Origin of the sequence: Enterococcus sp. FSL R5-0957, from assembly GCF_038008005.1 — a bacterium.
GTDB lineage: Bacteria > Bacillota > Bacilli > Lactobacillales > Enterococcaceae > Enterococcus_B > Enterococcus_B faecium.
Genome location: NZ_JBBOYG010000001.1, coordinates 1,810,675 through 1,824,811 on the forward strand (window position 1 = coordinate 1,810,675; position 14,137 = coordinate 1,824,811).

The 14,137-nt window shown below is 37.4% G+C and carries 17 protein-coding genes and 1 tRNA gene; 3 read left to right on the plus strand and 15 right to left on the minus strand.

The window, feature by feature from the left end; all coding sequences use genetic code 11:
- Window positions 1-5 precede the first annotated feature (5 nt).
- From rfbA to map, 7 genes are all read right to left on the minus strand, one after another.
- Window positions 6-872 carry a glucose-1-phosphate thymidylyltransferase RfbA gene (gene rfbA, locus MKX69_RS08770; RefSeq protein WP_195193411.1) on the minus strand — a complete coding sequence of 289 codons (867 nt, stop codon included), beginning with the start codon at window positions 870-872 and terminating at the stop codon, window positions 6-8.
- A gap of 99 nt (window positions 873-971) precedes the next feature.
- Complete coding sequence (locus MKX69_RS08775; RefSeq protein ID WP_258430241.1) at window positions 972-1,679, minus strand: glycosyltransferase family 2 protein; 708 nt, start codon at window positions 1,677-1,679, stop codon at window positions 972-974.
- 4 nt (window positions 1,680-1,683) lie between these two features.
- Window positions 1,684-2,511 carry a glycosyltransferase gene (locus MKX69_RS08780; RefSeq protein ID WP_024634784.1) on the minus strand — a complete coding sequence of 276 codons (828 nt, stop codon included), beginning with the start codon at window positions 2,509-2,511 and terminating at the stop codon, window positions 1,684-1,686.
- Complete coding sequence (locus MKX69_RS08785) at window positions 2,511-3,311, minus strand: glycosyltransferase (protein WP_002315339.1); 801 nt, start codon at window positions 3,309-3,311, stop codon at window positions 2,511-2,513. Before MKX69_RS08785 ends, MKX69_RS08780 begins: the two co-directional genes overlap by 1 nt.
- Window positions 3,304-4,443 (minus strand): MraY family glycosyltransferase, encoded by a 1,140-nt coding sequence (locus tag MKX69_RS08790; RefSeq protein ID WP_002329034.1) that lies wholly within the window; start codon window positions 4,441-4,443, stop codon window positions 3,304-3,306. Before MKX69_RS08790 ends, MKX69_RS08785 begins: the two co-directional genes overlap by 8 nt.
- A 75-nt stretch (window positions 4,444-4,518) precedes the next feature.
- Window positions 4,519-5,442, minus strand: a complete 924-nt coding sequence (locus MKX69_RS08795; RefSeq protein ID WP_288647458.1) for a YihY/virulence factor BrkB family protein — start codon at window positions 5,440-5,442, stop codon at window positions 4,519-4,521.
- A gap of 31 nt (window positions 5,443-5,473) precedes the next feature.
- A complete protein-coding gene (gene map, locus MKX69_RS08800) occupies window positions 5,474-6,238 on the minus strand; it encodes a type I methionyl aminopeptidase (protein ID WP_002292891.1) in 765 nt (254 codons plus the stop codon).
- Between the two features lie 157 nt (window positions 6,239-6,395).
- Between map and MKX69_RS08805 the strand changes: the two genes are divergently transcribed.
- Complete coding sequence (locus MKX69_RS08805) at window positions 6,396-6,836, plus strand: flavodoxin (protein ID WP_002292892.1); 441 nt, start codon at window positions 6,396-6,398, stop codon at window positions 6,834-6,836.
- 175 nt (window positions 6,837-7,011) lie between these two features.
- Here the strand turns inward: MKX69_RS08805 and MKX69_RS08810 are convergent, their stop codons facing one another.
- The gene (locus MKX69_RS08810; RefSeq protein WP_002315341.1) at window positions 7,012-7,581 is read right to left on the minus strand and encodes a TetR/AcrR family transcriptional regulator; all 570 of its coding nucleotides are present in this window, start codon (window positions 7,579-7,581) and stop codon (window positions 7,012-7,014) included.
- Window positions 7,582-7,836: 255 nt separating this feature from the next.
- Between MKX69_RS08810 and MKX69_RS08815 the strand changes: the two genes are divergently transcribed.
- Window positions 7,837-9,069, plus strand: coding sequence for an aminopeptidase (locus MKX69_RS08815; RefSeq protein WP_002315342.1), 1,233 nt, complete (start codon window positions 7,837-7,839; stop codon window positions 9,067-9,069).
- A 145-nt stretch (window positions 9,070-9,214) separates the two neighbouring features.
- On the opposite strand, the gene MKX69_RS08820 is transcribed toward MKX69_RS08815, so the two are convergent.
- From MKX69_RS08820 to MKX69_RS08830, 3 genes are all read right to left on the minus strand, one after another.
- Window positions 9,215-9,769: a hypothetical protein gene (locus MKX69_RS08820; RefSeq protein WP_002315343.1), complete on the minus strand. Its 555-nt coding sequence runs from the start codon at window positions 9,767-9,769 to the stop codon at window positions 9,215-9,217.
- An 80-nt stretch (window positions 9,770-9,849) separates the two neighbouring features.
- Entirely contained in the window at window positions 9,850-10,809 is a 960-nt protein-coding gene (locus MKX69_RS08825; RefSeq protein WP_000222573.1) for an IS30 family transposase, read from the minus strand.
- A gap of 646 nt (window positions 10,810-11,455) precedes the next feature.
- Window positions 11,456-11,529, minus strand: a tRNA-Arg gene (locus MKX69_RS08830).
- 153 nt (window positions 11,530-11,682) lie between these two features.
- Here MKX69_RS08830 and MKX69_RS08835 point away from each other — a divergent pair.
- Window positions 11,683-11,847, plus strand: a complete 165-nt coding sequence (locus MKX69_RS08835) for a hypothetical protein (protein ID WP_002286676.1) — start codon at window positions 11,683-11,685, stop codon at window positions 11,845-11,847.
- 71 nt (window positions 11,848-11,918) lie between these two features.
- On the opposite strand, the gene MKX69_RS08840 is transcribed toward MKX69_RS08835, so the two are convergent.
- The 4 genes from MKX69_RS08840 to MKX69_RS08855 all read right to left on the minus strand — a co-directional run bounded on the left by MKX69_RS08840 (window position 11,919) and on the right by MKX69_RS08855 (window position 14,072).
- Window positions 11,919-13,100, minus strand: a complete 1,182-nt coding sequence (locus MKX69_RS08840) for a GNAT family N-acetyltransferase (protein ID WP_341009818.1) — start codon at window positions 13,098-13,100, stop codon at window positions 11,919-11,921.
- Between the two features lie 123 nt (window positions 13,101-13,223).
- On the minus strand, window positions 13,224-13,637 hold the full coding sequence (locus MKX69_RS08845; RefSeq protein ID WP_002315398.1) for a DUF3284 domain-containing protein: 414 nt from the start codon (window positions 13,635-13,637) through the stop codon (window positions 13,224-13,226).
- Complete coding sequence (locus tag MKX69_RS08850; RefSeq protein ID WP_341009820.1) at window positions 13,637-13,819, minus strand: DUF3188 domain-containing protein; 183 nt, start codon at window positions 13,817-13,819, stop codon at window positions 13,637-13,639. The genes MKX69_RS08845 and MKX69_RS08850 overlap by 1 nt, the downstream gene beginning before the upstream one ends.
- Before the next feature lie 31 nt (window positions 13,820-13,850).
- A complete protein-coding gene (locus MKX69_RS08855; RefSeq protein WP_002292901.1) occupies window positions 13,851-14,072 on the minus strand; it encodes a hypothetical protein in 222 nt (73 codons plus the stop codon).
- Window positions 14,073-14,137: the final 65 nt, after the last annotated feature.

Below are 14,137 nucleotides of genomic sequence, written 5' to 3' on the forward strand. Positions count from 1 at the left end.
ACTCCTTATTCAGCGGCCAAATTCAATAAATATTGACCGTATTGATTTTTTTTCAAAGGCTGTGCAAGGGCTAGCAGTTGTTCTTTATCAATGTAGCCCATACGGTAAGCAATTTCTTCCAAACAAGCCACTTTTAAATTCTGACGTTTTTCAATCGTTTCGATAAAGGTAGATGCTTCAAGCAATGATTCATGTGTTCCTGTATCAAGCCAAGCAAATCCGCGTCCCATAAGTTCTACAGATAATTTTCCTTTATCCAAATATGCTTTATTGACATCTGTGATTTCTAGTTCTCCACGTTCTGACGGTTTGATTCCTTTAGCAATAGAAATCACCTCATTGTCATAAAAATAAAGGCCAGTTACTGCGTAATGTGATTTTGGCTGAGCAGGCTTTTCTTCAATCGACAAAGCTTGCATATTCTCATCAAATTCTACTACACCAAAGCGTTCTGGATCATTGACATGATAGCCAAATACTGTCGCGCCTGCATCTTTTGAAGCTGCTCGTTGCAACATTTTAGACAGACCGCCACCATAGTAAATATTGTCCCCTAATACCAAGCAGACACTATCATCTCCAATAAATTCTTCTCCAATGATAAACGCTTGTGCCAATCCATCTGGACTTTCTTGTACTGCATATTCGATCTGCAGTCCTAAATCATTTCCGTTTCCAAATAATTCCTTGAAACGTGGTGTATCTTGTGGCGTTGAAATAATCAGAATTTCTTTGATTCCCGCCAACATCAGAGTAGACATTGGATAATAAATCATTGGTTTGTCATAAATCGGCATCAATTGTTTCGATGTTGCCTTTGTTAAAGGGTACAGACGTGTTCCGCTGCCCCCAGCAAGAATGATTCCCTTCATGGATATATGCTCTCCTTTTTGATTTCAAATTTCACTTTGCTATTATCTCATCAATCGTTATATTTGTCATGGAAATATTAAGGATTTAAACATCTTTTATCAACGTTTAAACCATTTTCGTTTGATCAACGCCATAATCAGATGAACACGCCAGGAAATTTTTTGGCGTAATTTAGAATGCGTTTCAATCTCACTCGCATTTAAATCATGTCTTCGATACAGTGTCAAAGGTTCTCTCAGAAACCCAGTCTTCCTTCCTCCCAACAAACCGATCCACATGTCATGCATAGGCACTTCTGACGGAATCGGCAAAATATCGGATTTCAGCGAAGAGCGAAAAGCCATACCTGCACCAATATAATGACTTCGTATCACATTATTGACCCATCCTTCTTTGGAATTTCGGAATGAAAAATAGGAAGCATGGATCTCTTGCAGCTTACTGTTCACAATGATCAAATCTGAAACGACTACTAACTGATCCGGATGCTGTTCAAAATAGTCAGTGATTTTTTTCACTTTTGTCTCTAACCAAACATCATCTTGATCTGCCAAAAAGATTAGCTCTCCTTTCGTCTGCTGGATCGCATAGCCAAAATTAGCGATCAACCCTTGACGAGGTCCTGAAAAAAGCTTTATCCGTCTATCTTTTTCTGCGTATTCAGTCAATATATCCCATGTATCATCTACTGACCCATCATCAGAAATGATCACTTCATCTTCTGCTGAAAGCTGAGATAAAATACTATCCAACTGCTCTCTTAAATATCTGCCCCCATTAAAGGTAGCTATACAAACCGAACGCACGAATTCACACCTTCCAATTCTTAACATATGAGCGCAAAGTCATCCGCCAGATATGCCGGTTTTTGACGGTCAAAAACTGTTTAACTGTTCTTAACAATAATTGTTGTCGGTGACTGGATAAATGTCTTTGATCATATTCATGATAAAATCGATTTTCTGCTTGTAAAATAGAACGGTATCTATTGCTTGAAACTTTTTCATAGTCTAATACCGAAAGATCATGTTCCAGTCGTACTGGTAGTATCTCCACCGTTTTTTCCAACTGATTCACTTTCCAAAACAGCCAATGATCCAAAAAATCTAAAGAAAAAGCAGGATTAAACCCGCCAATCTTTTTTAGAAATTTGACAGACCATGCCACACCTGAATTGATTGCCATGATTCTTTCAGCTGTCGTACCGTCTACTTCTACTGCTTGTGCTGTACGATTGATATAATGATTCGAATAGACGGGAGAAACTTGCCGTCCCCCAGAAAAAATCATCGGAACTGCAGCAACACATTCATCTGTAAAAGCTACTTTACGCAAGATTCCAAAATAGTCGTCGACTAGCCTCGTATCCTGATCCAATGTAACGATACAACGTGTTCTTTCATTTGCTTGAGACAACGCATAATTATAAGCCGCCGCTAATCCAGGGTTTTGCGGATCATGATAGTAAATGGTATTTTCTTTTTCAAACAGCTCATTTTGCTGTCTTTGAGGACTATTATCGTAAATAACAAGCTGAATATGCTTTTCGCTAAGTGCTTTGCTTAATGGTCCATAAGTTGGAGATTGGCTGAATAGTTGCTGATAGAGCACGACTACTACTACTATTTCTGGTTTCATCAGAAAAAACGCCACCCCCACTTATTGAAAAATTTCATCATAGAAGTCAAAAACACACGAAAAAGTTTTGCATTTCGATGTGCACCCTTTCCATAAAAATGGACGACTGCATAAAAGGGTGTGTACAATAATTTGTAACCTGCTTTTTCAAAACTCAAACACAAGTCATTATCTTCAAAGTACATGAAGAAACGCTCATCAAATCCCCTTATCTCTTTAAATTTATCAATATCAGCTACCATAAAACTGCCCGAGATCATTCGCACATAACTATCAACATCAGTGGGCAAGCCACGGCATTCAAAGACAGCCAGCCGTTTATCAAACCTTTTTTTGACCCATTTGAAAGGCACAAAGCGCAAAACATAATCAAAAACAGCCAGCCGCTCACGGATGAGGTGCTGAGTGGTCCCATCTTCATTAAGAATCTTAGGTGCTAACATCGCGCATTCGGGATGTTCTTTCAGTAACAACACCAATGCTGTAACTGTTTCTTCATCCACTAAAATATCTGGATTACAAATAATGCCATAGTGGCAATCGCTGTTCAGCAGATTGTGATTATGTCCATAACCAAATCCGGAATTTTCATCATGAAAATAGATTTCGATATACGGATATGTCACATATTCTTTTAGTCTGCTTTTATATTCCGGAAGGGAGTTGTTGTCAAAAATCCGAATTTTTATCGCTGTTTCATCTTTTACAGTTGAAATAAAATTATCTAGTGTCCGAAAAATCTTATCACTGTTCGCCGTTACAATACTAATAAGAATTGGCTGGTTTAATTTGTTATTCATCTATATGACGGTTCCATTTCTTCAAATATTTCTGTTTTACTTGCGTACGATACTCTTTATTCCCTAAAAATCGCAATGTTTTTAAAATAAACTGATGTTTCTCGTTAATCAGACCAATCAATTCAAATAATAAAATTGCAGCAAATAGCATAGCAATAATCAATACAATCGTTCCGATTCTTCCAGTATAATTCATGACCATAGCTGTGAAAGAAAACATCAAAGCCATCGCATAAATCGTCAGGACGGCACCTTTATGAGTAAATCCTAAACTGATTAGTCGGTGATGAAGATGTTTTTTATCTGCTGTAGAAAAAGAAACACGGTTTGCTTTTCTTCTAATGATAGCAAAAAACGTATCTGTTACCGGAACGCCCATGACGATCAGTAGAGAAATTGACGAAACAAAAGTTACGTTCTTCAGCCCTTGTAGTGAAAGGACGGCCATCATGAACCCTAAGAATAACGCTCCTGTATCGCCTAAATAAATCTTTGCCGGATAAAAATTGTACGGGAAAAATCCGATAATGCTTGCTACAAGACAGAAAATAACGACCGGGATGTACACTGTGGAAGCATGAAGGAAAAAATACCCAATGATGCCTATCGTGATTAAACCAATCAATGAAATCCCTGCCGCTAGCCCATCTAAACCGTCAATCAGATTGATTGCGTTCGTGATACCGAAGATCCAAAAAATCGTTACAGGGAAACTAAGCCATCCTAATTGGATATAGCCAATAAAAGGAAGCGTAAAGGAATCAATACGTATATCTGCTACAAAATAAATAATAAGAGAGGCAAGCAAGATCCCTACACTCTTTTGTTTAGGCGTCAGCTCAAATTTGTCATCGAGTACTCCTGTAACGATGATCACCAAAGAAGCGAGCAAGATGGGCACAATATACGATTGTGGAATGATTTTACGGAATAAGAATAAAGTCGATATAACAAATGAAATAAAAATGGGCAATCCGCCTGCGGAAGGCATTGGAACTTTGTTTATCCTTCTTTCATTTGGTTTGTCGACCATACCCGTTTGTACTGAAATGATTTTAAATACAGGTGTTAATATCAGTGATAATAAAATTGTCAGAAAAAATCTTATAACCATACTAAAAGAAACAAGCATATGGGCACCTACTTTAATTAAGAGTCACAATTATTATAAATTACTGATATAAATTTACAATAAGAACTCTTGTTTCTACTTTTTTTTATGAGAAAATTTAGCTTTCAGTTTATTGAACCATTTTCGGCTTGGATCTCGACGTTTTTTAATTTGATGTCCCGTCACGTATTCTTGAACAACTGCATTGATGATTCCGCCCAAAATGATGATCGTAGCAGCAAAATTAAGCCAAAGCATGAGGACAATAAAACTTCCTATGATCTGATAACCGCTGATCCTCGTTGCAAAATATTTGGCATAGATACTAAACACTTGTGATAACAGCATCCAGCCGACAGTAGCGAAGATCGTACCTGGAATAATCGTCTTCAACTTCAATTGAGCATTAGGGACAATTAAATAAATCAAGAACATGATGACAAATAAAGCCACCAATGTGATTGGCCATTTCAACGTTTGGAACTGATCAATAAAGTTTACAGGTATTTGTACAATCGGTTGAATCGCATCTAAAATCAGCTGTCCTAAACCAAGAACGATAGTTACTCCACTAATGGCAATCATGAACAAGACGATTACGATCAGCGAGAAGAAGCGAACGATCAAAAAATTTTTTCTATTTTCTACGCCATACGCTTTATTCATCGCAATTTGTAAAGCGTTGATACTTTGACTGGCAGACCACAAGGCCGCCAAAGCAGAAACGGATAACAAACCGCCTGAACTTTGTGTCAAAAGGTCCTTGATTGCAGGACCAATAAACTGATAAACAGTCTCAGGAATCACTTCTCGTAAATAGGTCAGTACAGTCTCTTGATCGATGTGGAGAAACGGCAAAATATTACCAAAAGCAATAATCAATGGAAATAAAGACAAGAGTAAATAATAAGCAACGACAACCGAGGTCGTACTCATTTCTGAATCAGTGATGCGCTTTTGAGTCGTCTCAATAAAGCGCATCAGATTTTCATTTTGTTTTATTTTGTTCCAAACTTTCATGTACCTCTCCCGTACCTATTGATTGGCTGGATCAATAGGTACCTTCTTCTCCTTGTGATGTCAAGATTCTAGGGCCATCTTTAGTAATAGCCAATGTATGTTCATATTGGCAAGATAGTCCGCCGTCTCTTGTATAAGCAGTCCAGCCATTAGGATCCATTTTCATTTTCCAAGTTCCGGTATTGACCATAGGCTCGATCGTGATGACCATACCTTCTTTCAATCGCAAACCTTTTCCAGCTTCTCCGTAATGAGGAACGGCTGGTTCTTCATGGATCGTAGGACCAACGCCATGACCAATAAAATCACGGACGATTGCTAGATTTTCACCTTCTACATACGTTTGGATCGCATGACCGATGTCGCCGATTCGATTTCCTACTTGTGCTTGCTCAATACCGATGTACAATGCTTTCTTCGTTACTTCCATCAATCGGTCGATCTCAGGTGTAGATTCTCCCACTACATAAGCCCAACAAGAATCGGAAATGCCGCCTTTCAAATCGATACACATATCGACTTTTACCAAATCGCCGCTTTTCAAAGGTTTTTTCCGAGGAAATCCATGGCAAATTTCGTCATTGATACTGATACAAGTCGCATATTCATACCCTTCGAAGCCAATTTGCGCAGCGATTCCTCCATGACTCTCGATATAGTTTCTGACAAATACCTCAATATCCCAACTTGTTATGCCTGGTTTGATAAAATCACGCAGATTTTTATGTACATCTGCCAATAAAGCGCCAGATTCTGCCATCATTTCAATTTCACGTGCTGATTTTAAAGTAATCATATTTTCGTCTCCTTTTTACAAATCTCTCTCATTTTAACATAGCGGCATACATTTAGCCAAATGACATTTCCCATGTGTCTCTAGGTTTTATTTTCTTTTCAACGATGTTTTGGTATAATTCATAATTGTTAAATAATTTTAAACAAGGAGGCACATCATGGCTTTAGCAAAAATCGTATATGCTAGCATGACAGGAAATACTGAAGAAATCGCCGATATTGTTGCAGAAGCATTTGAAAATATGGATATCGAAGTCGAAATCAACGAATGTACCCAAGTAGATGCAGATGAATTCGAGGAAGCAGATATTTGCGTCGTAGCTACTTATACATACGATGATGGCGATCTTCCTGATGAGATTGTAGATTTTTATGAAGACTTGCAAGAGTTGGATCTATCAGGAAAAATCTACGGCGTCTGCGGATCTGGTGATACTTTTTACGATGAATTCTGTAAATCAGTGGATGACTTCGATGCTGCTTTTGGAAAAACAGGCGCATCAAAAGGCGCAGAAAATGTAAAAGTAGACTTAAATGCTGAGGAAGAAGATATCGAGAATCTAGAAGCTTTCGCTAAAGAATTAGTCGCAAAACTTTAATATGCTTGAGATATAAAAGAGCCGTCCAGATTGAATCAATCTAGACGGCTCTTTTATTGTATTTATGGAAGAGTTCTTCGGGAGTTAAAAATGTATACGCTGTAAGAAAAACGAAATTTTCCTTATGTTGACACATCTCTTGTTATCTACTGATTTGTGAAACTCTTGAGTATATTCAATCGATTTCGATTGGTTCTTTGAGATTCAAGATTGCATCAATGCTGTCTTGGATCATTTTTTCAATCTGCTCATCAGTTGGATGGATAATGCTTGAAGACATCAAAGCTGCAATCCCGGTAGCTATGATCCATGTACCGTTATGCAAGGATTCGATCTGCTCTTCTGAAAGATCCGCATAGGTTGGGTCCCGTTTCACTGTATTCACAAAGTAAGTATAAGAGAAATTTTGCATCTCTTTTCCTCCACCATATTCTTCTAAGTACAGTGAACGATACAACTTCTTCTCTCTTCTTGCAAAATGGATATAATTAAAAGCAAGATCGATAATCGTATTCCCTGTATGCTCAACTGGAAACACTTCGTATTGCAAATAATCATAGATTTGTTCAAAAAGTGCTTGTCTCAAATCATCCATATTCTTGAACTCAAGATAGATCGGCTGCGTGGAACAATTCATTTTGTTCGCGATGTTTCTCGCAGTAAATCGTGTAAATCCCTCGGTGGCAGCTACTTCATAAGCAGCTGCCAAAATCTGTTCTTTAGTAATCGTCTTTTTTCTTGCCATATTTTTTTAATCTCCTCAATTTTTTTATAACGCTTCCACCATTGATTAATTTTATTGTAACATGTTTTTTTTGATATGCAAAATTAGTTTTCGATTTTCTTCACAAGCTAAAATAGCAAGTCGTGTCATAGAATGTGAAACGCAACCATAAAAAAATAACCTCCTTTTTTTATTTAAAGCTACATTGTTTGAATCATGATTAAATGGTATCATGCTAATAGTTACCAGAAAAAATGGTGAGGAGGAATTTTTATTATGTTATCCGATTTTAATGAACTTCTAAAAAAATATGCACGCTTAATTGCAGAAACTGGCGTGGCCACAGAAAAAGGTCACACAGTCGTTTTACAGATCAGTGTGGACCAAGCACCCCTTGCTCGCTTGATCACACAAGAAGCTTACAAATTAGGAGCTGCTGAAGTCATCGTTCAATGGACGGATGATCAGATTCAAAGAGAATTTCTTTTACATGCAGCAACAGATCGTATTGAGAATGTACCACAATCTAAAATCGATCAAGCGGATGAATGGCTTGAAAAAGGAGCAAGCAGGATCAGTGTCGTTTCTGCCGACCCTGATGCGTTTGCCGGTGTAGACAGCCAACGAGTAGCATCTTATCAAGCAGCTGCCGGTAAAGCACTAATGAATTTGCGCAAGGCAACTCAGGCAAATAAAGTCAGTTGGACTGTTGTAGCTGCTGCTGGTAAACAATGGGCAGCAAAAGTTTTTCCAGATCTGCCAGAAGAAGAACAAGTTGATGCATTATGGGATCAAATTTTCAAAACAACTCGTGTCTACGAAGAAGACCCTGTTTTAGCATGGAAAAAACACGATGAGAAATTAGCAAAAAAAGCAGAAGAATTGAATCAAGAACAATTTTCTGCCCTGCACTACACTGCTCCTGGTACGGATATCATCATTGGATTGCCTAAAAACCATCTTTGGGAAGGTGCTGGAAGCTACAATGCTCGAGGGGAAAAATTCATGGCAAATATGCCAACAGAAGAAGTGTTCACCGCACCTGACAGTCACCGAGTAGATGGGTATATTTCAAGTACAAAACCACTGAGTTATGCTGGTACGATCATCTCTGGTATGAAATTTACTTTCAAAGATGGAAAAGTAGTTGACTTTTCTGCCGAACAAGGCGAAGATGTCTTAGCAAAACTGCTTGATACCGATGAAGGTGCGCGTCGTCTAGGAGAAGTAGCACTTGTTCCTGACCCTTCACCTATTTCTCAATCTGGTATCATTTTCTTCAATACATTATTTGATGAGAACGCATCGAACCATTTAGCCTTAGGGTCTGCTTATGCCTTCAGTGTGAAAGGCGGTACAGAAATGTCCGACGAAGAATTAGCAGAAGCTGGTTTGAATAGAAGTCAAACCCACGTAGATTTCATGGTAGGATCTGACAAGATGGATATCGATGGAATCCGCGAAGACGGTTCTACAGTACCGATTTTCCGTAATGGAGATTGGGCTTGAGCAAAATCTTGTTAGCACAAATAAAATAACAAAAACATATAAAAAAGAGAGTGGGACAATAGTCAGAAAAAAATCTGATTATTGCCCCACTCTCTAGATATAAGTCAAAAAGATTGAACGTATTAGTGTACTTCCATTTTATCTTTTAAACTTCTCCTTCAACTTGCACAATGAATCTTTGCTCACGATTCCAATCAAATGCAGTAGAAAACACCCCCAGATCAGTATGACCTCCTCTGCTCCAATTCAAATAGGTCCCGCTTGACATATTTTCTATAAAATATATATTTCCCAACGAGTTCTGTCCGGCTGAATATAACTTCCACAGAGTCCCTACATTCTCTCTGTTACTCGAGAAGTCCACAAAGCCTCCTCCCCTGCTATCCCTCCAAATATAATTCGGACTAGAATTCACACCTCCCGGAATCTGCTCCCGGATATAATAACCACCGGCATTTGCATTGTACTCCATTACCCAACGTTGGGTTGAGTCAGATTGATTATAATTTTCCATTCCAATTTCAAAATATAGAATAGGATTATAAGGTATGCGTGACACAGTAAGCGTTGTATCACTAGCAGCTCGAAGCGAAACAACTTTATTATTATATGCACTGGCATCCACCGTCCCACTCCCTAAAAACCCACTACTTAAAGATGTCAAGACGATTGTGCTAAGTATCAATTTTGCTTTTTTCATTTTCTACTTCCTCCTTTTTTATCAAAGATTGAGAAAACCTTTGATTTCTCTTTTAAATGTTTTTTATATTTTCTTAATTGTCAAATTAAGTTAGACAAATCATCAATACTTACGTAACTCAAAAATACTTCCAAAGGTGTTCGATAATTCAGTGATTTTCTAGGAATATTATTTCGTTTCGATGCGACAGATTGAATAAAAGATTCATCTACTGAATTGAAATCCATAGATTTCAATAAACCATCTCTACGTAACAATCCGTTAGAATTCTCGTTTAGGCCTCTTTGAGACGGCGTTCCTGGATCAGCGAAATAAATGGCAATATCATTGGCATTACTGATCTGTTTCCAATTTGAAAATTCCTTTCCACAATCAAAAGTGATGGATTTGAATAGATTTTTCGGTACAGATTCAAACCAATGATTTAATTTGTTTTCAATATCAATCGCTTGTCTACCACACGGTTTCAATGTGATGATAACTTTTGATAATCGCTCAACTAAGGTAATTACAGCACTTTTATGTTTCAAACCTACGATAGTGTCACCTTCAAGGTGACCAAACTCATTTGAGAATTGGCTATAATCTTTTTCACGTTCATGAATAGAGCGACGGAAAGCTTGTTTTCCACGTCTTTCTTGATGTCCATTTGGTTTACGCTTGCCTTTCATCGGTAAGTCAGAAGGATTAAATAGCCCCTTTTTGAACATACGATAAATGGTACGAGCAGAACAACGAATAGGAAACGCTGCACGACCAACAATCACATCGGGTGTCCATCCTTGAACAACCTTTCTTTGAATATATTCTGATTGTTCCTCAGGTAAAACAAGCGGGCGTCTACCACAGTTTGATTTGTTTTTCTTATACTGTTGATAGTACTCTAAGGCTGATTTTCCTTGCTTGAAGAACAGGTATACTTTATGGATCGTTTGTCTTGAACGATTCAAGCAATGCGCAGTTTTCGCAACAGATTGATTTATTTTGAAATAAGACTCTATCATTACAAGTTCATCCGTTGTAAGATGGGTATAGGTCATTTGTACTCACTCCTTATAATTCTTTGGACGGAACTATTTTGAGTGTAGCACAAATGACTTTTTTAGTTGTCTAGCTTAATTTTACAATCGGCGTTTTTTATTAAGTGCTAAATAAGAAGACTCTTTATGTACGTATTCAAACTAACTAGGTATTTCAAATCGAACAAAAAACTTCTGACTTTCCAATTATTCTAGCTGTGAAGTGCTGTTTGTATCAACTATACTTAGTACTATCCCACTTTCGTGATTCTCTATGTAGTGCGCCTGTACATTATGTGTCCAGATTAGCATAAGAAGTTAAACATACTTATGCCCACTAGAAAGGCTCTAGCTTCATAGCATTGGAAAAGCTACGCGCCTACCAGTAAAACCACTTTGTTCTATTACCCTTACATCTGCGAAAGCCCTAAGTAAAATAATCAATGTAGCGCTAAGAATCCATTTTTTTAATTTTTCTCCCTCTTTCATTTTTATTTTTATTTTTTACTTTCCGTTTTAATGAAAATGTTTTTTTATCACCTTCCTTCAATAAAAATTATACCCTTATATCAATAAAAAATGAAGTTTTTTTAATTATAAAATATTTAATTTTCGTTGTTTTAAAATAAAAAAACCTGTATCACAAAGGATACAGGGGTTATTTGTACGTTCCTGACTGGAATTGAACCAGCGACCTATCGCTTAGGAGGCGATTGCTCTATCCTACTGAGCTACAGGAACAATTTCAATAAATCAATTGTAGCTTGTTTGTTTTTTACTTGCAAGCTTATCTGCTAAAAAAATCAGCTTGTAAGTTAGGCAAAACGTTTCCACTAGCTCTTAACAGATGATAAACTAGGAGTAGAATGAAATAATACAGGGAGGTTCTTTCCAATGAATGATAAGCCAAAAGAAAAAGTATATGCCGAACGCTTAGATTCATCTAAAAAAAATCGGGAAAAGATTACGAAAGAAGCAATCCAAGACCACAAAAAAGAAAACCCTAAAACAAAAGAAAACAAAAAATTCAAATTTACGAAAAAAGAGGATTTACTTTAACATTTTCCTTCAAATGCCAAACGAAAAAACAAAAGGGTGGTGACAAAAATATTGTCATCACCCTTTTTTTATCAAAAATAGTCATTAAGGATTGGCTGTTGCTGTGGCAAGATCGAGCTTAACGTTTCTTCATATTCTTTTGCCACCTGTATCCTCTCTTGGAATACCAGCTCTTCAACTTTACGATATCCTAATAATAGCTGTGTGATATGTTGGATATTTCCGCGAACGATCGGTAATGCTGTTTGTTCTACTTTTGAGAGATGGTTTTTTCCATTTTTGATCGTTACTTCCACGATTCCTTCATTCCATTTTGCATACTGATCTTCTTCTATCTGAAGGGCAAAGGCAGCTTGTTTCTTTCTAAATGGATATTTTTCCAAAAACAAAGAAATATCTACGATCCTCGCCATCATATAAGGTGTGATCGTTACAGAAGCAAATGGATTTGCTAATAGATAATTTTGATCATTGCCACCGTAGCCACATGAATATTCAAATGTTTCAAAAGCACCGTTATGGGAACTTACAAAGCGGACAAGGCTGCAAAAGGCATCATGATTCAAAAATCCCCATTCCACAATAATAAAGGAAGACGCTGCAAGCTGGTAAACGACATAGCCCGTTGCTTCCCCAGTCTCATCAAAATACAAAGCAAACTGATAATTACCTTTTTGCTTGAATTTATACGTATACCACCAGTCTTCGCGCTTCAGACCAGCTCGTTGGTTTTCAGGCATCTGTTCATAAATTCGTTTGATAGCAGCTTTTGCATCTTCGAAATTCATACGCTTCATCTTGCCAGATTTTTTTTTGGTAAACGGCACGTCACGACTGTTTAGTTGATACCTGATTTTATCAAACGATTGTTCATAGCCATAGCGCCGATAGAAGGGATAGGAGAATGGCGCCAGATAAGATAAGCTTACTTTACGATCACGGCAATCTTCAAGGATCTTTTCCATGATCTGATTGATTCCGCCTTGTCCCCTTGCTTCAGGATAAGAAGCAACATAGCCAATACTGGCCATTAAATACTCTTGTCCGTAAAAATTCACTGGAAAAGGAGTCGCCATGACTTGACTTGTTAGCCGATCCTCCTCATCAAAAAAACCGTAATTCCAGGAATTCTCCGCAAGTGTACGAAAACGTTCTCTCCTTTCAGGTGTATCTGCCCCATTAAATGCATATGTGGCTAAAGCAAACATTTCCTCAATCGAAGATCCCCCTAGCTCTCTTACTTGTTTTGTCATTTTGCTGCCCCTTCCTACAAAAAAGCTAGTGAGGAATCTCAGGAAAGACCTCGCTTCCTCAGAAAAATCTCTTCTAGCTTACTTCATTTTTCAATAACTAAATAGTACCATTTTTTTACTGGTTTAATACGTTGCTTCGATCATCTCTAGCATTTTTTTGAAACGTCTCCGCTTAAAGTACATCAAGATCGTTCCTAAAAGCATATCATTCAACTTTTGAAGCATGCCATAAGACTCCATTTTTTCTGTGTAATGAACCTCACAGGTCGAATCGTCTACTGGTTTGATTTGATAATGAACAACGAATTCATTCTTCGTTGTCGATGTACGAAACTTATAAGACTGGTTTTCAATGACTTCTTCGATTTTTATACGAGCCCGGTTATTTTGCGAGAATTGTTTGACGTACTCCAAATTTTTCAGCTGTTTTCTGGTCACTGATTTGCCGGTCGCTTTACGTACATCGAAAAGAACAGAATCCATAACTTTATCGTAAAAAAACGACGCTGGAATATTTAATTTTTTTGTGATTTCCATTAGTTATTTTCCTCCTTTGCTTCTTCTCTTTTTTTCCCCTTCATGAAGAAGTAGATTCCTAATCCTGTTAGGAAAAGACCCGTGACCATACTATACAAATCATACCTTTGCGAATGTGGATTCAAACTATACAACACGATCAAAGAACCAATACTACATAAAAATAAACCGTTTTTTATCATATCAACCATCCTATCTTTTTGAACCATTTTCTTAAACAGCTGTTGACTGAAAATAAAGGACTGTTCCCCAAGGCTGTGCTTTGATTAGTTCCTTTGCTTTTTTAGCCGCAGCTTCCGGATCTTCTGCACTTGTTTCAAAGAACATTTTGATTCCTTGTTTTTCTTTAAACGTAAATGTCATTCCTTCTTCATTGTATCCTTCTAACAATTCTTTGATTGCATCTTGTTGCATTGCACTGGCAATTGAAATCATTTCAGTTCCTCCTCGAAAATTCATTATGAGGAACGAAACTTAAAGCGTCCCGCTCCTCAGATTCA